The following is a 23,510-nucleotide window of genomic DNA, read 5'->3' on the forward strand; positions in this document are numbered from 1 at the left end:
TGCTCAAGACTTCGACGCCCAGATCGGCCCTGGCGCGCCGCCGCTGCTGCGGCGGTGCCACATCTGGTCGTAGAGATCCTGCAGCGACCGGGCATAGGCGGCAGCGTCGAACAGCGGCGCGGCCGGCCGGTTGCGCCAGAGCCTGGCCTTGGCCGCCCGCAGCAGATCCGGCTCGGCGGCGAGCGTCAGCGCCACCGCCAGATAGTCGGCCTCGTCCGATGCAATGAGCTCGGGACATCCGACCGCATGTAACAGGCTGCCAGCCACCCGCGAGGCAAACGTATCCCCGGCGCAGCTCACGATCGGCACGCCGGCCCACAGCGCGTCGCTCGCCGTGGTGTGGGCGCCATAGGGCGCGGTGTCGAGCACGAGATCGGCGAGCTGGAGCCGGCGCAGATGCTCGCCTTGCGTCGTTTCCGGCGCGAACACCAGGCGACCGGGCGCCACGCCGCGCCGAAGCGCCTCGCCGCGCAGATTGCCCTCGGCCCGATCGGACGCCAGCAGCCACAGCACGCTGTCCGGCGTCGCGTCGAGCAGGCGGCACCACAGGTCGAACACCGCGGGCGTGAACTTGTAGGCCTGGTTGAAGCAGCAGAACACGATGCCGGCGTCCGGCAGGCCGACCTCCGCACGGGTCGGCGCCGCGCCCAGCGCCGCCCGGCCGTGCGGCTGGTACGAATGCGGCATGTAGGCAAAACTCTCCGAATAATCGCCCGCAACGGCCAGCGGCGTCATGAACGGATCGGTGATGATGTAGTCGCAGATGTCGCCGCCCAGCGTCCCGGGATAGCCGAGGAAATTCACCTGGACCGGCGCCGGATGCAGCATCAGGATGCCGGTCCGGGCGCCGCGCGTATAGCCCTTGAGGTCAACCAGAATATCGATCTGCGCGGCATGCACCGCGGCCGCAGCGGCGCTGTCGCTCTGCGCGGTCACATCATGGAAGCCGTCGAAGACGGCGTGCAGCCGGCCCCGCATGGCGCCGCGATCGTCGGCGCCGAACGAGAACGCATGCAGCTCGCAGCGATCGCGGTCATGCGCCTCGAGCGCTTCGATCAGCAGATGCGCCGTGGCGTGGTCGTGGAAGTCGTTTGAAAGGTATCCGACACGAAGCTTGTCGCGGAATGTCAGATCGAAGCGAAAATCCAGCCGCGCCCGCTCGGCGCTGCTGGCGGCGATCCGGTCGCGGGTCCACAGCTCGGAGCAAAGGCGATGCTCGCCGGCGCTCATGCCGGGCACCGATAGCAGCAGGAATGGCGGAATTTGCCCCGATCGCGCCTGCGCCAGCGACAGCCGGGCATCGGTCGACGACCGGGCGAAATCGTCCCAGGCACACATGCCGCGGTCGCGCCCGAGCGATCTCATTCAGGTCCATCCATGGCGGAGCTGACATCAGACCCAGCAAGTCCTGCGCCAGACCCCGGCCTGCGGATGAAATGGAGACGCGCTGTGACAACTCCCTCACTGTCGCTCGGGCGCCGATCGCGCCGCAGGAATGACGCGCTGTGCCCGAAGAACTACGCGGCCGCCATCTGCCGGTGCGACGGCCGGTAGGAGCCCCCGTGATGGCCGATATTGTAGTTGATGTTCGCCGGCGGTTGCGACGGTGCCTGGCGAGCGACGAAATAATCCTCGAGCTCGGCGACCGCACGGCTTTCCCATTCGGCCGCCTGCGCCAGCAGCGAGTCACGCTGATGTGGGCGAAATGCCGCAGTCTGGCGGTACAAGGAGGCGATGGTCCGATAGCGCCGCACGTTCTCGAGAACCGCTTCCCCATTCATCATCATGATGCTCTCCCCTCTCCGTCCCCCAGGACGCGCCGAAGGTGCACGCGCCCGATTTGCGAAATCGTTAGCGGGCAAGACCGCGTGCCCGGATGGTTGGCGAATCCTTGACTAACGCGGTGCGGCCGATTGTCCGCTTCGTCGAAACGGCTCGGTATCAGTTGACCGCCTCGTCGGATTTACAATGACTTAAGGTTAAGACCACACGCGCGGAAAGTGACGTCGTCACAGATACTTACGCTCACGAGTGTTGTAGTTGAACTACAGCCTAATCGGCCGAATTGTGAGAAAAGCTTGTCTCAATGTTGCTGATTTTGATTGAGGATTGTGACCGATGAAAACCCTTGCCTCAGCCGTCTCTTTGCTCCTCGCCAGCTCGCTCGGCGCATTCGCCGCGGATCTGCCGGCCCGCTACACCAAGGCTCCCCCTCCGGTCGCGATCTACAACTGGACCGGCTTCTACTTCGGCGGCAGCGTCGGCTACGGCTGGGGCCGGTCGAACTTGAACACGACGCTGGACCAGACCAGCAGCTGGGCGGTCGAGGGCGCCGCCTTCCAGAATGAGTTCGTCAACATCAGCAACAACCGGCTCAATCCGGCCGGCGTGCTCGGCGGTCTCCAGGCCGGCTACAACTGGCAGAGCGGCGCCGGCGTCTTCGGCATCGAGGCCGACATCAACGGATCGGACCTCAACAAGCGGACTGTCTACACGGCGGCCAACCCGCCCACGACCCGCACCTTCAACGAGAGCATCCGGAACGACTGGTTCATGACCCTGCGCGGCCGCGCCGGTTACGCGGTCGATACGACGCTGTTCTACGTCACTGGCGGTCTCGCGGTCGGCAATGTCAAGGGCAGCTGGGATCTGACCTCGGCAAACGGCTACACCAAGACCGCCTCGGCCAACGAGACCCGGGTCGGCTGGACCGTCGGCGCGGGTGTCGAGCATGCGTTCGCACCGAACTGGACCGTCAAGGCAGAGTATCTCTACACCGACCTCGGCAGCATCAACTACACCTCGGCCTACGTCCCGGGCAGCACCTTCGCCCCGCCCGGCTCGAACTACGTCGAGCGCCTGTCCCAGGACTTCTCATTCCACACGGTCCGGGTCGGCGTGAACTACAAGTTTGGCGGCCCGGCGGCCGCGCGCTACTGATCGTCGTCATCCATAGCGACGCCATTCAAGGAAAAGCCTCGGCCCAGTGCCGAGGCTTTTTTGTTGGGGTCGATGGCGGGCTCAGGCCGCCGCGATCGCCGCCCGGAAGCGGCGCAAGGTCAACGCCAGGACCACCGCGCCGATCGCGGCCACCGCTGCGAATTGCGGCCAGACGACATCGATGCCGGCGCCGCGATAGAGGATCGACTGGGCGAACGACACGAAATGCGTCGACGGCGATGCCTTCATGATGGTGGCGAGCCACACCGGCTGGCTTTCCACCGGCGTCATCCCGCCCGACAACAGGTTCATCGGCACGGCGACGAGGATATAGAGCAGACCGAGCTGGGGCATCGACCGCGCGATGGTGCCGAGAAACAGCCCGACGGCGGTCGCGAAGAACAGATACAGCACGGTGCCCACCATGAACAGCGGGATCGAGCCCATGATGGGCACGCGCAGATACCACCGCACGACGGCGTAGAGCGCGATGGCGACGGCGACCGCGATCACCAGCGCATTGGCCCAGATCTTCGACATCGCGATCTCGAAGGGCGACAGCGGCATGACCAGCAGATGATCCATGGTGCCATGTTCGCGCTCACGCACCAGCGCCGCGCCGGCCAGGATGATCGCGAGCATGGTGACGCTGTTGATGATGCCCATCACGCCTTCGAACCAGGCCGTCGTGACGTTGGGATTGAACGCGATCCGCGTCACCAGGTTGACCGGGGCGGACGAGGATGTCTCGGAGCGGGCGACGAACCAGGCGACCTCCGTATTGATGATCTGCAGCGCATAGCCGGATCCGATTCCCGCCTGGATCATCGCGGTCGCATCGACGTTCACCTGCACCGACGGCTTGCGCCCGGCAAGGACGTCACGCTGGAAATTCGGCGGGATGTCGAGCACGAACGTGAAGCGGCCGCTGTTCATGAGCCGCTCCACCTCGCCTTGGCTGATGTAGACAGGCGGCTGGAAGTAAGGCAGCTGGAATACGCTGGCGATCCGGCGCGACAGCTCGGAGCTGTCCTCGTCGACGACGGCGATCGAGGCGCGATGCAGCTCCTGCGAACTGCTCTGCGCCTGGCTGATCACCGCCACGGTGAACGAATAGATCACGAGCCCGATCAGCACGACGTCGCCGAACAGGCTACGCAGCTCCTTGGTTCCGAGCCAGAACACGTTGGAGAGCGAGCGCATCATGGCTCACGCCTCCTGCTTCGGCAGCATCGCCAGGCTGAACCCGGTCAGGACGGGAATGAAGATCAAAAGGATCAGGATGTCGGCGCCGACATCGGCAAAGCCCAGCCCCTTGGTGAAGGTGCCGACCGCGATCGGGCGGTAGTACGTCATCGGGAAGACCATGCCGATCAGCTTGGCCACGCCGGACAGCGACGACACCGGGACCAGCATGCCCGAGAATTGCGTGGCCGGCAGCACGGTCAGGATCGCGGTCCCGAACAGGGCCGCGATCTGGGTGCGGCAGAAGGTCGAGATCAGCATGCCGAAGCCGGTCGTGGTGACGACGTAGACCAAGGTGCCGACCATCAGCGGCAGAAAGGCGCCCTTGAGCGGGACTCGGAACAGGACCATCGCCATCACGTACATCAGCGCGAAATTCACCAGCGCGACGGCGATGTAAGGCAGCTGCTTGCCAAGCAGGAATTCGAGCCGCGTCACCGGCGTGACATAGAGATTGGTGATCGACCCCAGCTCCTTCTCGCGCACGACCGCGAGCGCCATCAGGATGGCCGGAAACAGCGCGAGCAGCAGTGCGATCGTGCTTGGGGCCATCGCGTAGATGCTGTCGAAGGACTGGTTGTACTTGAACCTGATCTCGACATTGACCGGCGAGGCCGGCAACGGCTGCGTCGTCTTGACGGCGGGATCGGAGAGATAGAGCTGATGCGTGCCTTCGAGGTAGCCTCGGATGGTCTCGGCGCGGAACGGCATCGCGCCGTCGATCCAGGCCGACACGAAGGCCGGCCGGCCGCGCTTGATGTCGACACCGAAGTTCGGCGGGATCTCGATCGAGGCCTTGATGTCGCCGCTCTTCATCCGCCGTTCGAGCTCGGCATAGTTGGCGAGCGGTGGCCTTTCGACGAAATAGCGCGAGCCTCTGAGCTCCGACAGATAGGCGCGACTCTCTGGCGACTGATCGCGGTCGAGCGCGGCGAAGGTCAGGTTGTTGACGTCCGTGGAGATGCCGAAGCCGATCACGATCATCAGGAACGCCGTTCCGAACAGCGCGAACATCAGCCGGATCGGGTCACGGATCAGCTCGAGACCTTCGCGGATCGTATAGGCGAGCAGCCGCCGCGGGCTGACGGCGGCCTGCCGTTGCTCGTCCCGCGGCCGATCGGCGGGGCGTGGATAGGGTCGCGCCTGGGTCAGCGTGACCGGCGGATCGGCGACGCCGGCATCCTGCTCGAGGAAGGCGATGAACGCCTGCTCCAGCGTCTGCGCGCCCTTGGCGCGGATCAGGCCGTCCGGCGTGTCGGTCGCCAGCACCCGCCCCTCATGCATCAGCGACAGCCGGTCGCAACGCGCCGCCTCGTTCATGAAATGCGTCGAGACGAAGATCGTCATCTCATCTTGACGCGAAAGTTCGATCAGCAGGCGCCAGAACTGATTGCGCGCGACCGGATCGACGCCCGACGTCGGCTCGTCCAGGATCAGCAGATCGGGTCCGTGGACGATCGCCACCGCGAGCGACAGGCGCTGGCGGATGCCGAGGGGAAGATCGGCCGCGAGGCTGTCGATATGGTCGGTGAGGTCGCAGCGCTCGACCAGTTCGGCAATCCGCTTCCCGGCAGCGGCCAGCGGCAGATGGAACAGCCGCGCATGCAGCACCAGGTTCTGCCGCACGGTGAGCTCGCCATACAGCGAGAACGCCTGCGACATGTAGCCGACGCGGCTGCGCGATTCATGATTGCCGGCCTCCATGGAGCGGCCGAAGATCAGCGCCTCGCCGGCGCTGGGAGGCAGCAGCCCCGTCAGCATCTTCATCGTCGTGGTCTTGCCGCAGCCGTTGGAGCCGACGAAGCCGAAGATCTCGCCCTTGCGGATCTGGAAGTTCACGCCGTCGACCGCGGTGAAATCGCCGAAGCGGCAGGTCAGGTCGCGCGCGACGATCACGGTCTCGTGGCTGCCGTCGAGCTCGGACTTGGCCGGCATCTCGGCGCGGTCGCGCGCCGGCCGGTCGGGCAGCAGCGCGACGAACGCGTCCTCGATCGACGCCGCGTGGGTCTGCGCCTTGAGCTCCGTCGGCGTGCCGGTCGCGAGGATGCGCCCGTCGTTCATCGCGATCAGCCAGTCGAAACGCTCCGCCTCCTCCATATAGGCGGTGGCGACGATGACGCTCATGCCCGCCGCGCTGCGCGCGCGCAGACGGTCGATCAGGTCCCAGAACTGCCGGCGCGACAGCGGATCGACGCCGGTGGTCGGCTCGTCGAGGATGAGCAGATCGGGATCATGGATCAGCGAGCAGCACAGGCCGAGCTTCTGCTTCATGCCGCCGGACAGCTTTTTTGCCGGCCGGTCGGCGAAATCGGACAGCGCCGTCGCCGCCATCAGCTCGGCGATGCGCCAGTCGCGCTCGGACCTCGACTGGCCGAACAGCCGGGCAAAGAACGCGATGTTCTCGCGCACGCTGAGATCAGGATAGAGATTCTTGCCGAGACCCTGCGGCATGTAGGCGATCCGCGGACACACCTGCGTGCGGGCGCGCCGGTCCGTCATGTCGGCCCCGAGCACGCGCGCCTGCCCGTCCTGGATCGCGCGCGCGCCGGCCAGGATCGACAGCAGCGACGACTTGCCGACGCCATCGGGACCGATGAGCCCGACCACGCGGCCGGCGGGAATGTCGATCGAGACGTTGTCGAGCGCGATCACGCCGCGATAGCGCTGCGAGACGTTCCTGACCATCGCGACCGGAGACGCATCGCCGATCATGTCGGCCATCATGGCGAGACTTGCAGACGCGCCGGCCATGCGACGTCGGGATTCCACCTGACATACGCCACGCCCGGCAATCCGCTCCTCACGGCATCGGCATGCGCAGCCAGTCTGTCCGGATCGACTCGTACACGGATGCGAAACATCAGCTTGTCACGCTCGCTGCGGGTCTCGACCGTCTTCGGCGTGAACTGCGCCTGGCTCGCCACGAACGCAACTTTCGCCGGGATCGGACGATCCGGATAGGCATCGAGCACGATCCGCGCTTCGGTGCCGATCTTGACCTTGCCGACCTCCTCGGTCGGCAGGAACACGTCCATGTAGACATAGCCGATGTCCAGCATGGTGAAGACCTTGCCGCCGGCGGCGAGAACTTCGCCGACATTGGCGAGACGATATTGAATGCGGCCGGGCTTCGGCGCGATCAAGGAATTGTCGGCGATCTGAACGGTGTAGAGCGCGACGTCGTGACGAACCGCTTCGAGCCCGCGTTCGGCTTCGAAAATCCGCGCCTGCGCGCCGGCAAGGCCGGCGGTCGCATTGTCGAGCGCCTGCTGGCGCTGATCGGCCAGCTCGCGTGTGGTCCAGCCGCTCTGCAGCAGGCTGCGGGTGCGCTCCATCTCCTGCTCGGCGAGCGTCTTCTGCGCCTGCAGTTGCGCGAGATTGGCACGGGCCTGGTCGACGACGTGCTGCGCCTGCTCGGCCTGGGCTTGCGCCTTCGACAGCGATTGCTGCAGCTCCTTCGTGTCCATCCGCGCCACGATCTGCCCGGCCTCGACGCGATCGCCGATATCGGCGCGCAGCTCGGCAACGCGCCCGGCATATTTGGTCGCGATGTCGATCTCGTCAGCCTCGATGCGGCCGTTGCTGACGCTGATGCCCACCGGCAGCGGCGGATGCAGGCGCTGCCACCAGACGTAGCCGCCACCACCGGCTGCCCCGACGGCGAGCACGAGCAGCAGAAACGGCCACAACGCCCACCTGCGCCGCGGCTGATGGGACACGGGAACAGGCACCGCCGACGAGGGAACGACAGCGCCGGGCGCAGCATGCGCATCCCGAACAGGCCGGATGTCACTGACAAGCTCGGATTCCTGCTGATTCATTCCAAAAACGCCTTCGTCGCTGAAGCAGGCGTACCGTGTGCCATACGCACGCAGAAATCCGTTGACGCAGCTCAATCGCCATCGGGCGGCACGTGCCGGCGGCTCAGCCAGCCGATCACGTTTCAGTTATGGCGTCGTTGATGCTCAAACGTTCAGCACACGCTGACCGTCGCGAGCTGTGCGGCGAGCGCCTCGCGCACGCGCGCGACGACGTCGGCATAGTCACGTCGCGCGTCCTGGCGGAACAGCCGCACGCTCGGATACCAGGGACTGTCGTCACGGCCGAGCAGCCAGCGATAGTCCGGCGTGAAGGGCAGCAAGATCCAGGTCGGCTTGCCCAGCGCGCCGGCCAGATGCGCCACGCTGGTATCGACGGTGATGACCAGGTCGAGATTGTCGATCAGCGCCGCCGTATCGACGAAGTCACGGATGTCAGCGGTGAGATCGAGAATGTCGTCGCGCGCGGCGAGCGCGGCCTTGTCGGACGGCCGAGGCTCCTTCTGCAGACTAACGAACCGCGCGCCGGTCTCGAGCAGCGGCGCGAGCGTCGGCAACGGAATCGAACGGTTGTGATCGTTGAGATGCGCGGGGTTGCCCGACCAGACCAGGCCCACCCGCAAGCGGTCATGCGGACCGAGTCGCTGTTCCCAGATCGCCCGGCGCGCCTCGGGAGGGCGCGGCAGATAGCACGGCGCAACAGGGATGGTGTCGAGCCGGGTGGCGAAGGCGAGCGGCAGGCTCGACAGCGGGCAGTGATAGTCGATGGCAGGCAGCGCATCGATGCCGCGGGCAAGGCACTGCGCCACGCCGTCCAGGCCGGACAGAAGCGGCTGCAGCGGCGCGTCCACCTCGAACACGACGCGCGCGCCCTGCGCGGCCACCAGGGCGGCGTAGCGCGAAAACTGGATCGTGTCGCCGAGCCCCTCGTCGCTATGGAGCAGGATCGTCTTGCCGGCGAGGGGCGCGTCCGCAAGCCACAGCGGCGCCTCGAAGCTGCGCTCGACGAAGCCGACGGCGCGACATTTTCGTCCCCATTCGCGCGCCGCCCAGCCACGGGCGAAGTCGCCGGTCAACAGCCGGAACAGCGCCGCGTTCCAATGCGCATCGGCCAGATCAGGCTTCAGCGCGACGGCGCGATCGAAGCTTTCGAACGCCTCTGCAAAGCGATGCAGCTCGGCCAGCGACGTGCCGCGATGATTGTGGAAATCCGCGGTCTGCGGCCGGAGCGCGATCGCCTTGTCGAACATGGCGACGGCGTCATCGTGACGGCCGAGGTTCTGCAGGATGCATCCATAGCCATTGGCGAAGTCGGGATTGTCGGGCGCCAGCACCTGCGCGCGATGGCCGAGAGTCTCGGCTTCCTGGTAGCGGCGCAGCCGCCGCAGCGCGATGCCGTTCAGGTACAGCACACCCGCCTGATCCGGCATCACTGCCAGCGACTGCCCGAAGCGCGAGATGGCCTGCTCGTAATGGCCGGCATCGAAATGAAGCGCTCCGGCCTTGTTGGCCGCCTCGACGTGATCTGGCTTGAGCTGCGCCACCTGATCGAAGGCCAGCGCCGCCTCGTCACGCCGGCCCTGGGCTTCGAGCACCTCGCCGAGACGAAACCAGGTCGCAGCACGATCGGGCGCGAGCTGCAGCAGCCGGTCACAGGCCAGCGCCGCCTCGGCGTGTCGCTGCCTCAGTTGCAGCAGTTCGCCAAGCGCATCCCAGCTCTCGATCGCGTCCGGCTGCAGCTGCAGCGCGCGATCATAGGCCTTGATCGCTTCATCGACGCGGCCGGAGCCCCGCAGCGCCTGCGCCAAGCCGACGAAGGACTCCGCTGCGGACATGTCCTGCCGAACGGCGCGGGCAAACCACTCGATCGCATCATCGACGCGCTTGAGCGCCAGGCAGACCTGTCCCATCGCACGCAGCGCGTCGAGCGAGGCCGCGTCCAGCGTCAGCGCGCGGCGGCACGCATCCTCGGCCTGCGCGAGCCGGCCGGCGCGCAGCAGCCGCAGCGCGGCGGCGCACAGCGCATCGGGCGTATCGGTGTGGCCCATCGATCCGGATCTGACCGGAGGCTTGCCGGCAGGCCGGCGCTGCTTGTGCTTCATCAGGGGATCTCTGCGCTCGTGCTGCAAGCGGTAGATGATTCCCCGATGTGCGGAAAGATTGGGCCGTCGTCAGGCGACCGGTGCCGGCGCCAGCGGCACCGCCTCGAGTCCTCCGAAGCGGCGCTCGCGGCTGCGGAACGAGGCGAGCGCCTGCGCGAGATCTGCGGCATCGAAATCGGGCCACATCCGCTGGGTGAAATGCAGCTCGGCATAGGCGCCTTCCCAGAGCAGGAAATCGGACAGGCGCTGCTCGCCGGAGGTGCGGATGATCAGATCGACGTCGCGCAAGCCGGCTTCGCCGGTCACGAGGTCGGAGAACGCCGCACGCGTCAGGCCGTCGATTTCGCGGGCCTTCGCCGCGGCCTCGAGGATCGCGTCGCGCGCCGAATAGTCGACGGCGATGCGCAGATGCAGGGTGCTGCCGTCGCGGGTTGCCGCCTCGGCCCGGCCGATCGCGTCGGCGATGCCGCCGGGCAACCGGTCGCGACGGCCGATCACGGTGAGGCGGACGCCGTTGCGTACCAGCGACTCCACCTCGCTGGCGAGATAGACCCGCAACAGCGCCATCAAGGCGGCGACCTCGGCACGTGGGCGTCGCCAATTGTCGCTGGAGAACGCATACAGCGTCAGCGTCCCAATGCCCTGGTCGGGCGCGGCTTCGACGACGCGCCGGATCGCCTCGACCCCCGCCTCGTGCCCGCGCAGCCGCGACAGGCCCTTGCGCGTCGCCCAGCGGCCGTTCCCGTCCATGATGATGCCGACATGCAGGCCATCCACCACAGCAGGCGATTTAGGTTGCAGACTACTTTGCATTGCAAAGCTCCAGGTCGAAAAAGTGCGATGCGCGATTCAGATGCGGCCCGGGATCAGGCCGACCGACGATGGCGTATGTTCCTTGCCGGCAGCCGCCGCGGCGTCGCGGACGAGGCGCTCGAGCACGGCGAGATAATCGAGGAAGCGGCGGCGTCCCGCCTTGGTCAGCCGGCAGGTGGTATGTGGGCGATTGCCCTCATAGCCCTTGGTGACCTCGACGAGACCGGCTTCCTGCAACACCTGCAGATGGCGGGACAGATTGCCGTCCGTCAGCCCGCAGAGCTGCTTGAGGTCGGCAAAAGCGAGACCCTTCGGGTGCGCCATCAGCGAGGTGAGCAGGCCGAGCCGTGCCTTCTCGTGGATGACGCGATCGAGGCCGTCATAGGAGAACGGCGCGCTGCCGTCAGTCTTCGACATCGGACTCTCCGGTCGCAAAATACAGAATGCCCGCCATCAGCCCCTGTCCGATCGCGAACGGAAGCCCCATCGTCCATGGCGACAGCGCATGCGTGGCGCTGCCGACCAGCAGCACGGCGAAGCCGGCCATGAAATAGAACGCCCCGGCAAGCGCCACCGTGCGTGGCAGCGAGCGCACCGACGCGAACACGCCGAGCGACATCAGGATCTGCCACAGGCCCGGCAGCATCCACAGCGCCTCCGGCGCGAACTTCCACAGCAGCACCGCGAGCAGGACGCCAGCGATGCCCGCTGGCAGGAACTGCTCGACCGCCTGATGAATCATCGCGTCCGCAAGGCCGGAATGATGCCGGCGCGACCGCGCCCGCATCTCGAACCAGATCATCGTCAGCGACACGCAGGCTGCCGCCGCCCATCCGAGCAGGAACGTCCACGCGTCGGCCGTCGGGTCGCGCAGAAACAGCTGCTGAAGCAGCGCAGTGACCAGCGCTACGGCCGAGGTCGCGGCCATCGTCGCCGGCCCGTAGCCGCGAAATGCCGTGCCCGCCGCAAGCTGGCTGCGGATCGCGATGATGTCCGCCAGCGCCTTATCGAGGTCGCGCATGTCTCACCTGAGGCCCGGAACGGCTCGTTTAACTTTGCAATACAAAGTATATACGAACGCAAAGTCGATGCAAGCCCGCGCGATTCCGGAAGCGCGCCTGCGTCAGCCGCTTGGCCGCGCGTGCCGACCCGCTCCGTAGAGGCGTCAGTAATACTGATAGCGGTGCACGCGGCGCGGCGGCGGCATGTCGACATAGACCGAGGGGCCGCGGCGGGCAGGATCGAACGCGACGCGCGGATTGATGCCACAGCCTGCATTGCGCCCGGAGGCACTCGCCCGGCATTGCTCGAAGGTCTGATAGGAGCAGTCGCCGGGGTAACCGACGCCTCGGCCCTGCACACACCAGGGATAGTCGTAACCGCCTGCGGAGGCCGGCGCGATACCGCCACCAAGTGCAACGCCGACGAGGCCGGCTGCCATCATCATAACCTTGCGCATGATCTGTTCCTCTTTTGGCCGGAGGGTTGCACCACACCGGCATGGTCAAAAAACGACAAATCGGCGGAACGGATCACCAACCAAGGCCGTGACGTGTCGCATGCGCGGCACGTCACCTTCAGCCCTCGACGCCCGTCTCGCGGGCCGGCGCCTCATCGAAGACCCGTCGCGGCACGCGGCCCAGCGATTGCGGCGTCGCCAGGTCGACTCATTCGACCTTCAGGCCGGCGAACTCGACGACCTTCTTCCACTTCTCGGTCTCGGCGGCGATCTGGGCGCCGAACTGCTCCGGCGACTGGATCAGCGGCTCGCCGCCGAGATCGACCAGACGGGCCTTGATCTCGGGCTCGGCCAGGATGGTGTTGACCTGCTTGTTGAGCTTCTCGACGATCTCCTTTGGCGTGTTCTTCGGCGCGCCGATGCCGAACAGCGCGCTCGCCTCGTAACCGGGTACGGTCTCGGCGACGGCCTGGACGTCCGGCAATTGCGGCGAACGCTGCTGCGTGGTGACGCCGAGCGCTCGCAACGAGCCGGAGCGGATGTGCTGGATGATGGAGGGCATGTTGTCGAAGATGACCTGCACCTGGCCGCCGAGCATGTCGGTGATCGCGGGCGCCGCGCCGCGATAGGGCACGTGTTGCATCTTGGTTCCGGTCATCGCCATGAACATCTCACCCGACAGATGCACCGAGGTGCCGTTGCCGGACGAGGCCATGTTCACCTTGCCGGGGTTTGCCTTGAGATAGGCGATGAACTCGGCGACGTTTTTGGCCTCGATGTCCTTGTTGACGGTCATCACGTTGGGGACGCGGTTGAACGAGGCCACCGGCGCGATGTCGCGGACGAAGTTGAACTTGAGATTGGTGTAGAGGCTCGCATTGATGTAGTTGGCCGGATTGACCAGCAGCACGGTGTAGCCGTCGGCCGCCGCGTTCACGACGGCATCGGTGCCGATATTGTTGCCGGCCCCCGGCTTGTTCTCGACGATGAACTGCTGACCGAGCGTCTCGGACAGCCGCTGGCCGATCAGCCGCGCTAGGATGTCGGTCGCGCCGCCCGGAGGATAACCCACCACGAAGCGGACGGGACGGGTGGGATAGTCGGCCGCGGACGCCTTGCGAACGCCAGCGATGGACGGGACGGCGGAGGCGATCAGACCAAGCGCGGTACGACGTGAAATCATGCGTTTCCTCAGGCATTATCGTTGAGCGGCGGTTAACGAGCCGCCGGGATCGATTGTAGCAGAGTGCCGCGATTGCGGCGAGATCGATGCCCCATCAGGAGGGAAGAGCCCATGCCGGTCAAGGTCGATGCGCTCGATCATCTGGTCATCAATGTCGCCGACGTGGACCGCACGACGGCGTGGTACCAACAGGTGCTGGGCATGACGGTCCAGGTGTTCGATCCCGGACAAGGCAAGGCGAGGCGCACGTCGCTGCTATTCGGGAACCAGAAGATCAACGTGCGACCGAAGGACGCGGACAAGGTCGATTGGTTCACGGCCGACCATGTCGCGGCCGGCAGCGACGACCTCTGCTTCCTCACCACCAGCACCCCCGACGAGGTGGTGGCGCATCTCAGTGCGCTCGGGATCGCCATCGAGGAAGGCCCGGTCGCCAAGCAGGGCGCGCGCGGCACGCTGCGGTCGGTGTATTGCCGCGACCCCGACGGCAGCCTGATCGAGATCTCGTCGTATCAGGATTGAGCCGAGGCCGCCCTTAGGTCATTTCGTCACGGTCTCGCCGCTCTTGTCCATTTTCGCGATGATCTCGCTGCGCGACCATCCGGTCAGTTGCGCGAGATCCGTCGCCTGCGTGGCGAAACGCGCGGCGAGACTGTCCCGGTAGGTCTTCGCCGCGGCACAGGACGCCTCGCCGCGCCAGGGATGGTGCTGGACATAGCGACCCTGGAAATTGCTGCGGTCCTTGGTCTCGGCGAAGACGATGTCCTCGGGGAAGGACTTCGCATCGTAGCGCACGTGCAGCCGGGTCACGAAGGCGCTGGCTCCGGCCGTGCCCCGGCGGAGACTGAAGGCGGTGTCATCGTCGCTGCCGATCCAGCGCGCGCCGAGCTCGACCAGTTCCTTGTTGCTCATGGGATCGGCGGCGCAGGGGTCGCACCATCCCATGTCCCAGGCATATTCCACGAACACCGCCTGCATGTTCTCGCGCGCGACCGCCCGCTCGAACAGCGCCTTGTAGAACGGCCCGAACTCGTCCTTCACATAGAGCGGAACATCGATATCGGATGGGATCTTCACCGTTCGATAGTTGGCCGCCTCGATGCGGCCGCTCCTGGTGAGCGCATAGATGATCAGGTCCTGCGGTCCCCTGGCGTTGACCGTGCCGAGCCGCAGCGGCACCATGAACTTGGCGCTCCGGTAGCGCACCTGCAGGGGCCGCAGGGAGCCGTTGCCGATCCCCTTCATCCGCTCGGCATTGACCTTCGCGACGAAGAACCGCATGCCCTGCCTGATGTAGCTGCCGAGCACGGCCTCGGCGCCTTGCGGGATGCGATAGTCGTTGTCGGTCAGCCAGCGCGTCAGTCCGTCGCTCTCCTGCGCCGACAGGATCAGCACGTCGTATTCGGCGACGTCGTAGCTGGCCTCGACGGTGACGCCGTAGTTCCGCCGGGTCATTTCGTAGACAGCGCCTGCCATCATCGGCGCCGCCGGCATCGCCCGCGCCGCAACGACGACCGGCGCGCATGGATCGGCATCATGATATTCGACCAGCCGCGGCGCGGTGTATTTGTCGAGATGGTCGATGGTCTTCGGCTCGACCACGCCGATCTGCTTGCGCTCGATGAAGGTCGGCACGGGGACGACCACCGCGAACTCCTTCACGTCGCCCTCGAAGTCGCTGGCCATCGTGATCGCCGTCTGCTCGCCGTCGCGGGCCAGCACGACCTTCGATGACTGGTTGAACAGCTTCGCGTCGGCCTGGGCGACATAGAAGCCGCAAAAGGCATTCGCGGGCGCCATCGCTGCGTTCGCCAGGATCGCGGCGGCCGCGACGCCGGTGCGGAAGAGCTTGCTGTAACGCAGGGTCATGTCGACACTCCTTCGGGAACGGGCGAACGCCAGGAAAAGCGGGTCTCAGGGACGAGCCGGTCGAGCAGCAGCGTGAGCGGCGACAGCGCGATCAGCGACACGTAGAGCGCCGGCCGCATCTGCATGGCGAAGGTGAGGTAGTGCGCCGCGACCGCAACGCTCAGCGCGAACAGCAGCCGGCCGACGCGCGAGTCCGGCGAGGTGCGCGGGTCGGAGATCATGAAGAAGGTGAAGATCAGCAGCGAGCCGCTCTGCAACTGATGCAGCGGAATCGCCAGGGGATCGCCGAGCCAGGCGGCACGCAGCAGCAGCAGTGCGGCATGGCTGGCGAAGAAATAGACTGCGATGTCCGCGCGTCGGGAGGCGCCGAGCACCAGGATCGCGAAGAAGCCGGCGAGGCTCGCGAACCAGATCTCCGTCCCCCATTGGCCGGGCGAGATCCACACGCCCTTGGAGCTGAACAGCAGCACCACGATCGCCAGCCCCGCCGGGTTGAACACGTGCTTGCCGTCGACGCGCAGCACGAATTTCGAGCCGATGGCGATCACGGCTGCCGCCGCATGCAGCCACAGCGCGTCGGCGCGCAACAGCAGGCTGAGCGACAGGCCGGTGATCAGCGGTGACTTGAGATCGAGCGGCGCGCCGGAGATGCGGCAGCAGACCACTTGCGCGAGCAGCGCCATGGCGACCGCGACCACGCTCGCTGCGGGACGCGCGCCGAAATCGATCATGGCGAAATTGATCGCCAGCAGCGTCGCCAATGCCGCGATCTGGAAATAGCGGGCATCGGGCAGCCGCCATGGTCGTGGCTCGGCCTGCATGCAAACCTCCGGGCGTGTCTTGCCGCGCCATTGGTCGCCCGCGAACGGAGACGGGTTCAATCCCGATTTGATCGCGGCGACGCAAGGTGGCAGAAGATGACGACGAGAACGAAGCGGCCGGAGACAGGCCGTACTCAAGAACGACGGGAGCGAAGATGAAGGGAACGACAATGGCAGCGGGCACGGTGACGCCGTTCGACGGCATGGACGTGCCGTGGCTGTTGAAGCTGCGCAGCGACACCCGGCGCGATCATCCGTTCCTGATCTCGGCGCCGTTCGATGCACCGGCGCGCCGCTGGACCTATGGCGCGTTTCACGAGCGTGTCGGCGCATTGGCGGCCGGGCTGGCTAAGCGCGGCGTGCAGCCCGGCGATGCCGTGCTGATCCATCTCGACAATTGCATCGAGGCGATGCTTGCCTGGTTTGCCTGCGTTGAGCTGGGCGCGCTCGCCGTCACGACCAACACGCGCTCGGCAGCCGCCGAGATGAGCTATTTCGCGGAGCACTGTCGCGCGGTGGCTGCGATCACGCAGCCCGCCTATGCCGAGATGATCGCAGCGCGTTGCCGCGGTCTCAAATGGATCGCCGTGATCTCGCACGATCCGGGTCAGGCGGAGGCGTCGGCCGTCGAACGAGGCGAGCGCTTCGAAGCGCTGTTTGCCGACAGCGCCGATCGGCCGCGGCGGCCGGCCGATCCGCTGGCGCCGTGCAGCGTGCAATACACCTCGGGCACGACATCGCGGCCGAAGGCGGTGCTGTGGACGCATGCCAACGCGCTGTGGGGCGCCAAGGTCAACGCCGTCCATGAGGATCTGCATCAGGGCGACGTGCACCAGACCTATCTGCCGCTGTTCCACACCAACGCGCTGGCCTATTCGATGCTTGCCACACTCTGGGTCGGCGCGACCTGCGTGATCCAGCCGCGCTTCTCCGCGCGCCGGTTCTGGAGCGCGGCGCTCGAGCATGGCAGCACCTGGACCTCGACCATCCCGTTCTGCATGAAGGCGCTGCTCGACCAGGAGGTACCGAAGCATCACAAGTTCCGGCTGTGGGGCACGGCGGTGTCCGAGCCGCCCGCCTTCGCCAAGTTCGGCATCAAGATCATCGGCTGGTGGGGCATGACCGAGACCATCACCCATGGCATCGTCGGCGAGGTCGATCAGCCGAACGCGCCGATGTCGATCGGCCGCGCGGCGCCGGAATACACCATCCGCATCACCGACGATGACGGCCGGCCGACCGAGGTCGGCGCCACCGGCAATCTCGCCATCAAGGGCGTGCCCGGCCTGTCGCTGTTCGCCGAATATCTCTACAACGACGAAGCGACGCGCACGAGCTTCGATGCCGACGGCTTCTTCCTGACCGGCGACCGCGTCACGCGCCTGCCCGACGGCTTCATCAAGTTCGGCGATCGCACCAAGGACATGCTCAAGGTCGGCGGCGAGAACGTCGCGGCGTCCGAGATCGAGCAGGTCATCATCACCGTGCCCGGCGTACGCGAGACCGCCGTCGTCGCCAGGAAGCATCCGATGCTGGACGAGGTGCCGGTCGCGTTCGTGATCCCGCAGCCCGGGATCGCGCGGGACGAACTGCCCGAGAAGGTGCTGGCCGCCTGCCGCGCCGGGCTCGCCGACTTCAAGGTGCCGCGCGAGGTCAAGCTGGTCGACGAGATGCCGCGCTCGACCCTGGAGAAGGTCGCAAAGGCGGAGCTGCGCAAGCTGCTGGATTGAGCGCCGCGTCAGCCCATCGTGACGCGGATCGGCAGCTTCTTTGGTCCGTTCACGAACGTTGCCCGCGTCATCAGCACCGGCCCCGCCGGCGACAGCGATGTGAGCCGCGGCAGCAGTTCCTCGAACAGGATGCGCATCTCGAGCTTGGCAAGATGCTGGCCGAGGCAGAGATGCGCGCCATAGCCGAACGCGACGTGGCGGTTCGGCTTGCGGTCACAGCGGAACGTGTCGGGCTGCTCGAACACCGCCTCGTCGCGATTGCCGGACGCGTAGCACAGCATCAGCCAGTCGCCCTTGGCGATCCTGCGTCCGCCGAGCTCGGTGTCGGCGGTGGCGCTGCGCATGAAATGCTTGACCGGCGTCATCCAGCGGATCGCCTCGTCGACGAGGCCCGGGATCAGCTCGGGATTGGCTTTGACGCGCGCGAACTGCTCGGGATCTTCCGCCAGCGCCCAGATCGCGCCTGCCGTGGACGACGACGTCGTGTCGTGACCCGCGGTCGCCACGATCATGTAGTAGCTGGTGCGGTCGTGCAGCGGCATGTCCTCGCCATTGATCCTGGCGTTGGCAATGACGGTGGCGAGATCGTCGCGCGGATGAGCCTTGCGGTCTTCGGTGATGCGCTGGAAGTAGGCGGCGAAATCGGCCACCACCGCCTGCAGCATCGCCGCGAACACCTCGGCCGACAGCGCCTCCCGCACCCGCGCCGTGTCCGGATCCTGCGGGCCGAACAGCTCCTGCGTCAGCTTGAGCATGCGCGGCTCGTCCTCCTCCGGCACGCCGAGAATCTCCATGATCACGTGCAGCGGATAATGGAGCGCGACGTCGGCGACGAAATCGCAGACGCCGCCATTCGCCGCGGCCTTCGCCGCCATGCGGCCGACGGTCGCCCGCGCGATCTCGCGAATGCGCGGCTCGAACTTGGCGATGTTGGCCGGCATGAACCAGCCCTGCGTCAGCGCGCGATATTTCGGATGGTCCGGCGCATCCATCTGCACCAGCGAACGCACGAGATTGGGCTGGCCGGTAATCTTGTGAACGCGCTCCAGCACCGCCTTGTTGGTCAGCGTGGTCGCACGGTCGGCATTGTGGAACAGATCGTTCTGACGGCTGATGGCGAGAATGTCAGCGTGCCGCGTCACCACCCAGAACGGATCGAACGCATCGAGCTCGGCCCGCCCGAGCGGATTGTTGGCGCGCAGCCAGCGATAGGCATCATGGATGCGGTGGTCGGCATAACAGGCCGGATCGACCAGCGCGGCGGCGATGTGCCCGGGAATGACCTCGCCGGCCTGTTCGGCTGCGCCCATGCTGCTCCTCCCGCCTTTCACCGATTGGCGGGTAGGATAGTGCGCCTCGGCCGAGATGCACTTGCGTCGAGCGGCTACCCTCGGGCGATGGATGCGCTCTCAGGCGATCGCGTCAATGCGCGCCCATCGCGACCGGGCGGAACGCCTGTAGCAGCTGCTGGTCGAGCTTCGGGCCCATGTTCTCCATGATCTGGAACGCGCGCGCATGGGTGAAGGCCGGCCGATAGGCGCGGTGCTCGATCAGCGCGGCGTAGATGTCCACGATCGTGGTGAGGCGCACGATGTCGCTGATCTGCTCGTTGTGCAGCGCGTCGGGATAGCCGGAGCCGTCGAGGAATTCGTGGTGATGCAGGATGACGTCGAGCATCTCCGGCGGGAAGCCGCCCTGCCGCCACAGCGCCTCGTAGCCGCGGCGCGGATGCTGGCGAAGCAGCGCGATCTCTTCCGCCGTCAGCTTGCCCTGCTTGTCGAGGATCGCGACCGGGATGAACGCCTTGCCGACGTCGTGCAGCAGCGCCGCGCGGACCAGCCGGCGCTGGTCGTCGTCGCGCATGCCCAGATGAATCGAGAAGCCGACCGCAAGGCCGGTCACGAACAGGCAATGCCGATAGGTGTCGTTGTGATGACAGCCGACCACGGTCATCCATTCGCGCAGCGAGGAGTGCTTGATCGCCTTCAGGATCTTGTTCTCGGCCGCGACGATGTCCTCCATCGTCAGATGCGCGCCGGTGGGCAGCTTCTCGAAGATCTTGACCATGATGGCCTGCGCGGCCTCGACGCCGCGATTGAGCAGCTTGCCGCGATCGGTCTCGTCATAGCCGTCGTCGGCGGGAAGCGCCGAGCGGATGCGCTGCAGCACGTCGGCGGGGCTGAACGGCCGCGCGATGGTATCGGTGGCGCCGAGCGCCCATGCCTGCATGGTGGCGTGGTGCAGCGCCTCCGCGAGCACGAACAGCCGCGGCACGTCGCTATAGGCGCGTGACGACAGCTTCTTGCGCACCCGCTGCACGCTCTCGGGCGAACGCAGGTTGATGTCGACGATGACGCCGGAGAAGCGGTTGCCGGGGTTCTCGGGGATTTCGGTGGTCGGCATCATGTCGACGTCGCCGACCGAGCGCAGGATGCGCGCCAGCTCGCTGCTCTGGTCACCGCGATCCGACGCGAGCAGGAGATGGCGCCTGTTCGCGGTCTGGGTCACGGTCTGCTTGGCTGTCGCGCTCATACGTGCTCGCCCCCTGCGGTTTGCTGCCCATGCAAGTTACCGGGATACGGGTTCGTCGCGGCTTAAGCCGATCATTCAAGCTGTATCGTTTCAGGTGAGCGAGACGTTAAGGGGATCATTCAAATCGTGCCGCGCGGGAACCTGACCGCAGCGCAAAAAAGAACCGCCGGAGACGAGCTCCGGCGGTTCCCAGATACAGGAATGGTCTCGCGGCGACGCTAGGCCTTCATCGCCGCCTTGACCGCTGCGGCGGTGATCGGCAGCGAGCGCAGCCGCGCGCCACAGGCATTGTAGATGGCGTTGCCGAGCGCCGGCGCGACCACGGTCACCGCAGGCTCGCCGACGCCGGTCGCCTTCTCGCCATTGGCGATCACGGCGATCGCGACCTCCGGCACCTGGCTCATCCGCAGCGGCGTGTAGCTGTCGAAATTGGTCTGCTCGATGCCGCCGTCCTTCAGCGTCGCCTTCTCGTACATCGCCAGCGACAGCCCCCACAGCGCCGCGCCCTCGACCTGGGCGCGGATGTTGTCGGGATGCACCTGGGTGCCGACATCGGTCGCCACCGTGAGCTTCTTCACCGTGACCGCGCCCGTGGGCGCAACCGCGACATGGGCGACGCACGCCGTCCAGCTCGCCGTGGCACGCTCCTGCGATGAAACGCAGGAGACGCCCATGCCTTCGCCTGGCGGGAGCTTCCTGGCGCCGTAGCCGGACAGGCCCATCGCCGCCAGCAGCGTGTTGCGCAATCGCTGCGCGCCGCCGTCGTTCTTGCCCTTGCCGTCGAGCAGCGCAATGCGGAACTGCGCCGGGTCCTGCCCCGAGGCCACCGCGATCTCGTCGATCATGCTCTCGACCGCCCAGAACGTCCAACCCGGCGCCACCGAACGGAGTTGTCCCGATGGCGTCGCATTATGCGCGAGCTCGTTCTTGATCGCGCGCACATGGTGATTGGGCACGGTGTAGAAGAAGTCGGCGCCATTGACCGTGAACGAGTCGAGCGGGCCCTTCTTGTCGACCGAGGGCGACAGGAAGTCCGGGATGCCCCAGCGCGCCGTCGGCCAGGCCGAGACGACGTCATGGCTGAGCGCGATCAGCTTGCCGTTGCTGTCGAGCCCGGCCTTGACCTTCTGGTAGGTGAGCGGCCGCGAGTAGTCCATCGTCATGTCGTTCTCGCGGGAGTAGATCACCTTGACCGGCTTGCCGACCGCCTTGGCCGCCTGCACCGCCGGCACCATCATGTCGGCATCGAGCCTGCGGCCGAAGCCGCCGCCGAGCCAGGCCTGGTGCATCACGACGTATTTCGGATCGATCCCGGCCGCAGCCGCCGCAATCGCGCCGGAACGGGTCGCGAACTGATTGCCGGTGTAGATGTGCAGGATGTCACCCTTGAACTCGGCGGTCGCGTTCATCGGCTCCAGCGGCGCATGGATGTTGATGCTGGTGGTGTACTCCGCCTCCAGCACCTTGGCCGCGCCCGACATCGCTGCAACTGGATCGCCGTCCTTGACGAAGAACTGCCCGGCATCGTCCTGCGCCTGCAGCCGCATCGCCTCGGTGATGATGGTGTCGGTGCTGACATTGGCATAGGGGCCTTTGTCATAGCTGATCTTGAGCGCGTCCGCCGCCTTCCTGGCGTTGGCATAGGTGTTGGCGACCGCCACCACCCAGCCCGAGGTCGAGCCGGTCTTGTCGTCGAGCGTCACCGCCTTGATGAAGCCCGGCACCTTCTTGGCCTCGGAGTCGTCGACCGCCGTGACCGTCGCGCCGAAGCGCACCGGCGGCGTGACGACCTTGCCGTAGACCATGCCCGGCAGCATCGTATCGATGCCATATTTCGCCGTGCCGTTGGTCTTGGAGGGAATGTCGAGCTGCGGCACCGAGACGCCGATCATCGTGTACTGATCGGGCGTCTTCAGCGTCAGCGCCTTCAATTCGTCAGGCGTGAAGCTCTTGGTGATCTTGCCGCTCCTGACGATCTCGGCGTAGCTCATCTGCTTCTTGGACTTCGGATGCATCACGACGCCGTCGCGCACCACGAGCTCCTTGGCCGGCACGCCCATCGCGGTCGCAGCGGCCTCGGTGAGCGCGATGCGGCCCGCGGCGCCGGCGCGGCTCATGGCATCGAAGTTCATCATCGTGCTCCAGCTGCCGCCCGTGATCTGGGCGCCGAGCACGGGATCGTTGAACTTCGGATCGTTGGAGGCGAGCTGGACCCGCATGTCCTTCCAGGCCGCGCCGAGCTCCTCGCAGACGATCTGCGCCATGGTGGACGCAATGTGCTGGCCCATGTCGGCCTTGCCGCAGGTCACGGTGACCAGGCCATCCGGCGCGATCGCATACCAGACGCTGGGTTCGAAATTGGCCGGCGCCGCGGCCGCCAGTGCGCTGTCGGCGAGGCCGGCATAGCCGAGCACGAGGCCGGTGGCGGCGGTGCCGACCAGAAAGGAGCGGCGGCTGAGATCGGTCGCGACCGAGGAATTGGTTTTGACGTGCTGGTTCATGTCGCTCTCCGGTCGCTCGAGTTGGACGCGGTGCGCATTTCGGACGCGGCGCGCTGGATCGCCTTCTGAATCCGCGAATAGGTCATGCAGCGGCAGAGATTGCCGTCCATATGCGCGACGATCTCCTCCTTGGTCGGGCTCGTGGTCTTGGCGAGCAGCGAGGCCGCCTGCATGATCTGGCCGGACTGGCAGTAGCCGCATTGCGGCACCTGCTCGGCGATCCACGCCTTCTGCAAGGGATGATCGCCCTTCTGCGACAGCCCCTCGATGGTGGTGATCTTCTTGTTCGCGACGTCGCCGACCATGGTCTGGCACGAGCGCACGGCCTCGCCGTTGACATGCACGGTGCAGGCGCCGCACAGCCCGGCGCCGCAGCCGAACTTGGTGCCGGTCATCTGCAACTGCTCGCGGATGACCCATAGCAGCGGCGTGTCGTGCGCCGCGTCGACGGACATGGTCCGCCCGTTGATGGTGAGATTGGGCATTTGGTTTCTTCC

20 protein-coding genes are annotated in these 23,510 nt (G+C 66.3%); 3 read left to right on the top strand and 17 right to left on the bottom strand.

Annotated features, from left to right (window positions below):
• Positions 1-3: 3 nt before the first annotated feature.
• Positions 4-1,365: a UDP-N-acetylglucosamine-peptide N-acetylglucosaminyltransferase gene (locus tag QX048_RS12700; protein WP_315715050.1), complete on the bottom strand. Its 1,362-nt coding sequence runs from the start codon at positions 1,363-1,365 to the stop codon at positions 4-6.
• 152 nt (positions 1,366-1,517) lie between these two features.
• Positions 1,518-1,787 (bottom strand): hypothetical protein, encoded by a 270-nt coding sequence (locus QX048_RS12705; RefSeq protein WP_315715049.1) that lies wholly within the window; start codon positions 1,785-1,787, stop codon positions 1,518-1,520.
• Positions 1,788-2,118: 331 nt separating this feature from the next.
• Between QX048_RS12705 and QX048_RS12710 the strand changes: the two genes are divergently transcribed.
• On the top strand, positions 2,119-2,940 hold the full coding sequence (locus tag QX048_RS12710; RefSeq protein WP_315715048.1) for a porin family protein: 822 nt from the start codon (positions 2,119-2,121) through the stop codon (positions 2,938-2,940).
• Between the two features lie 81 nt (positions 2,941-3,021).
• Here QX048_RS12710 and QX048_RS12715 read toward each other — a convergent pair whose 3' ends face one another.
• The 9 genes from QX048_RS12715 to QX048_RS12755 form a co-directional block, all read right to left on the bottom strand.
• Complete coding sequence (locus QX048_RS12715; protein WP_315715047.1) at positions 3,022-4,146, bottom strand: ABC transporter permease; 1,125 nt, start codon at positions 4,144-4,146, stop codon at positions 3,022-3,024.
• Between the two features lie 3 nt (positions 4,147-4,149).
• A complete protein-coding gene (gene rbbA / locus QX048_RS12720; protein ID WP_315715417.1) occupies positions 4,150-6,897 on the bottom strand; it encodes a ribosome-associated ATPase/putative transporter RbbA in 2,748 nt (915 codons plus the stop codon).
• An 8-nt stretch (positions 6,898-6,905) separates the two neighbouring features.
• Positions 6,906-8,006 (bottom strand): HlyD family secretion protein, encoded by a 1,101-nt coding sequence (locus QX048_RS12725; protein WP_315715046.1) that lies wholly within the window; start codon positions 8,004-8,006, stop codon positions 6,906-6,908.
• A 152-nt stretch (positions 8,007-8,158) separates the two neighbouring features.
• Positions 8,159-10,105 carry a tetratricopeptide repeat protein gene (locus tag QX048_RS12730; protein WP_316194631.1) on the bottom strand — a complete coding sequence of 649 codons (1,947 nt, stop codon included), beginning with the start codon at positions 10,103-10,105 and terminating at the stop codon, positions 8,159-8,161.
• A 69-nt stretch (positions 10,106-10,174) separates the two neighbouring features.
• Positions 10,175-10,918, bottom strand: a complete 744-nt coding sequence (locus QX048_RS12735; RefSeq protein WP_315715044.1) for a di-trans,poly-cis-decaprenylcistransferase — start codon at positions 10,916-10,918, stop codon at positions 10,175-10,177.
• 36 nt (positions 10,919-10,954) lie between these two features.
• Positions 10,955-11,335, bottom strand: coding sequence for a transcriptional regulator (locus QX048_RS12740; RefSeq protein WP_315715043.1), 381 nt, complete (start codon positions 11,333-11,335; stop codon positions 10,955-10,957).
• A complete protein-coding gene (locus tag QX048_RS12745) occupies positions 11,322-11,939 on the bottom strand; it encodes a hypothetical protein (RefSeq protein ID WP_315715042.1) in 618 nt (205 codons plus the stop codon). Before QX048_RS12745 ends, QX048_RS12740 begins: the two co-directional genes overlap by 14 nt.
• Before the next feature lie 144 nt (positions 11,940-12,083).
• Positions 12,084-12,377 (bottom strand): DUF3551 domain-containing protein, encoded by a 294-nt coding sequence (locus QX048_RS12750; protein ID WP_315715041.1) that lies wholly within the window; start codon positions 12,375-12,377, stop codon positions 12,084-12,086.
• 208 nt (positions 12,378-12,585) lie between these two features.
• Positions 12,586-13,560 (bottom strand): tripartite tricarboxylate transporter substrate binding protein, encoded by a 975-nt coding sequence (locus QX048_RS12755; protein WP_316166327.1) that lies wholly within the window; start codon positions 13,558-13,560, stop codon positions 12,586-12,588.
• A gap of 111 nt (positions 13,561-13,671) precedes the next feature.
• On the opposite strand from QX048_RS12755, the gene QX048_RS12760 reads away from it, so the two are divergent.
• On the top strand, positions 13,672-14,082 hold the full coding sequence (locus QX048_RS12760; RefSeq protein WP_316166328.1) for a VOC family protein: 411 nt from the start codon (positions 13,672-13,674) through the stop codon (positions 14,080-14,082).
• An 18-nt stretch (positions 14,083-14,100) separates the two neighbouring features.
• On the opposite strand, the gene QX048_RS12765 is transcribed toward QX048_RS12760, so the two are convergent.
• Both QX048_RS12765 and QX048_RS12770 read right to left on the bottom strand, forming a co-directional pair.
• Positions 14,101-15,429 (bottom strand): DUF2330 domain-containing protein, encoded by a 1,329-nt coding sequence (locus tag QX048_RS12765; protein ID WP_316173567.1) that lies wholly within the window; start codon positions 15,427-15,429, stop codon positions 14,101-14,103.
• On the bottom strand, positions 15,426-16,250 hold the full coding sequence (locus QX048_RS12770; protein ID WP_316173565.1) for an RnfABCDGE type electron transport complex subunit D: 825 nt from the start codon (positions 16,248-16,250) through the stop codon (positions 15,426-15,428). The genes QX048_RS12765 and QX048_RS12770 overlap by 4 nt, the downstream gene beginning before the upstream one ends.
• Positions 16,251-16,405: 155 nt before the next feature.
• On the opposite strand from QX048_RS12770, the gene QX048_RS12775 reads away from it, so the two are divergent.
• Positions 16,406-17,980 carry an AMP-binding protein gene (locus tag QX048_RS12775; RefSeq protein ID WP_316194632.1) on the top strand — a complete coding sequence of 525 codons (1,575 nt, stop codon included), beginning with the start codon at positions 16,406-16,408 and terminating at the stop codon, positions 17,978-17,980.
• A gap of 8 nt (positions 17,981-17,988) precedes the next feature.
• Here QX048_RS12775 and QX048_RS12780 read toward each other — a convergent pair whose 3' ends face one another.
• From QX048_RS12780 to QX048_RS12795, 4 genes are all read right to left on the bottom strand, one after another.
• Positions 17,989-19,290: a cytochrome P450 gene (locus QX048_RS12780; protein ID WP_316183721.1), complete on the bottom strand. Its 1,302-nt coding sequence runs from the start codon at positions 19,288-19,290 to the stop codon at positions 17,989-17,991.
• A 112-nt stretch (positions 19,291-19,402) separates the two neighbouring features.
• Positions 19,403-20,512 carry an HD-GYP domain-containing protein gene (locus QX048_RS12785; RefSeq protein ID WP_315715034.1) on the bottom strand — a complete coding sequence of 370 codons (1,110 nt, stop codon included), beginning with the start codon at positions 20,510-20,512 and terminating at the stop codon, positions 19,403-19,405.
• 218 nt (positions 20,513-20,730) lie between these two features.
• The gene (locus QX048_RS12790) at positions 20,731-23,013 is read right to left on the bottom strand and encodes a xanthine dehydrogenase family protein molybdopterin-binding subunit (protein WP_316194633.1); all 2,283 of its coding nucleotides are present in this window, start codon (positions 23,011-23,013) and stop codon (positions 20,731-20,733) included.
• Complete coding sequence (locus tag QX048_RS12795) at positions 23,010-23,498, bottom strand: (2Fe-2S)-binding protein (RefSeq protein ID WP_316194634.1); 489 nt, start codon at positions 23,496-23,498, stop codon at positions 23,010-23,012. The genes QX048_RS12790 and QX048_RS12795 overlap by 4 nt, the downstream gene beginning before the upstream one ends.
• Positions 23,499-23,510 lie beyond the last annotated feature (12 nt).

Origin of the sequence: Bradyrhizobium sp. SZCCHNS30572, from assembly GCF_032484415.1 — a bacterium.
Taxonomy (GTDB): Bacteria; Pseudomonadota; Alphaproteobacteria; order Rhizobiales; family Xanthobacteraceae; genus Bradyrhizobium.

Coding starts and splice junctions, on each gene's coding strand:
- QX048_RS12700 (WP_315715050.1), bottom strand. CDS start 1,365: ATGAGATCGCTCGGGCGCGACCGCGGCATGTGTGCCTGGGACGATTTC.
- QX048_RS12705 (WP_315715049.1), bottom strand. CDS start 1,787: ATGATGATGAATGGGGAAGCGGTTCTCGAGAACGTGCGGCGCTATCGG.
- QX048_RS12710 (WP_315715048.1), top strand. CDS start 2,119: ATGAAAACCCTTGCCTCAGCCGTCTCTTTGCTCCTCGCCAGCTCGCTC.
- QX048_RS12715 (WP_315715047.1), bottom strand. CDS start 4,146: ATGATGCGCTCGCTCTCCAACGTGTTCTGGCTCGGAACCAAGGAGCTG.
- rbbA (WP_315715417.1), bottom strand. CDS start 6,897: ATGATCGGCGATGCGTCTCCGGTCGCGATGGTCAGGAACGTCTCGCAG.
- QX048_RS12725 (WP_315715046.1), bottom strand. CDS start 8,006: ATGAATCAGCAGGAATCCGAGCTTGTCAGTGACATCCGGCCTGTTCGG.
- QX048_RS12730 (WP_316194631.1), bottom strand. CDS start 10,105: ATGAAGCACAAGCAGCGCCGGCCTGCCGGCAAGCCTCCGGTCAGATCC.
- QX048_RS12735 (WP_315715044.1), bottom strand. CDS start 10,918: ATGCAAAGTAGTCTGCAACCTAAATCGCCTGCTGTGGTGGATGGCCTG.
- QX048_RS12740 (WP_315715043.1), bottom strand. CDS start 11,335: ATGTCGAAGACTGACGGCAGCGCGCCGTTCTCCTATGACGGCCTCGAT.
- QX048_RS12745 (WP_315715042.1), bottom strand. CDS start 11,939: ATGCGCGACCTCGATAAGGCGCTGGCGGACATCATCGCGATCCGCAGC.
- QX048_RS12750 (WP_315715041.1), bottom strand. CDS start 12,377: ATGCGCAAGGTTATGATGATGGCAGCCGGCCTCGTCGGCGTTGCACTT.
- QX048_RS12755 (WP_316166327.1), bottom strand. CDS start 13,560: ATGATTTCACGTCGTACCGCGCTTGGTCTGATCGCCTCCGCCGTCCCG.
- QX048_RS12760 (WP_316166328.1), top strand. CDS start 13,672: ATGCCGGTCAAGGTCGATGCGCTCGATCATCTGGTCATCAATGTCGCC.
- QX048_RS12765 (WP_316173567.1), bottom strand. CDS start 15,429: ATGACCCTGCGTTACAGCAAGCTCTTCCGCACCGGCGTCGCGGCCGCC.
- QX048_RS12770 (WP_316173565.1), bottom strand. CDS start 16,250: ATGCAGGCCGAGCCACGACCATGGCGGCTGCCCGATGCCCGCTATTTC.
- QX048_RS12775 (WP_316194632.1), top strand. CDS start 16,406: ATGAAGGGAACGACAATGGCAGCGGGCACGGTGACGCCGTTCGACGGC.
- QX048_RS12780 (WP_316183721.1), bottom strand. CDS start 19,290: ATGGGCGCAGCCGAACAGGCCGGCGAGGTCATTCCCGGGCACATCGCC.
- QX048_RS12785 (WP_315715034.1), bottom strand. CDS start 20,512: ATGAGCGCGACAGCCAAGCAGACCGTGACCCAGACCGCGAACAGGCGC.
- QX048_RS12790 (WP_316194633.1), bottom strand. CDS start 23,013: ATGAACCAGCACGTCAAAACCAATTCCTCGGTCGCGACCGATCTCAGC.
- QX048_RS12795 (WP_316194634.1), bottom strand. CDS start 23,498: ATGCCCAATCTCACCATCAACGGGCGGACCATGTCCGTCGACGCGGCG.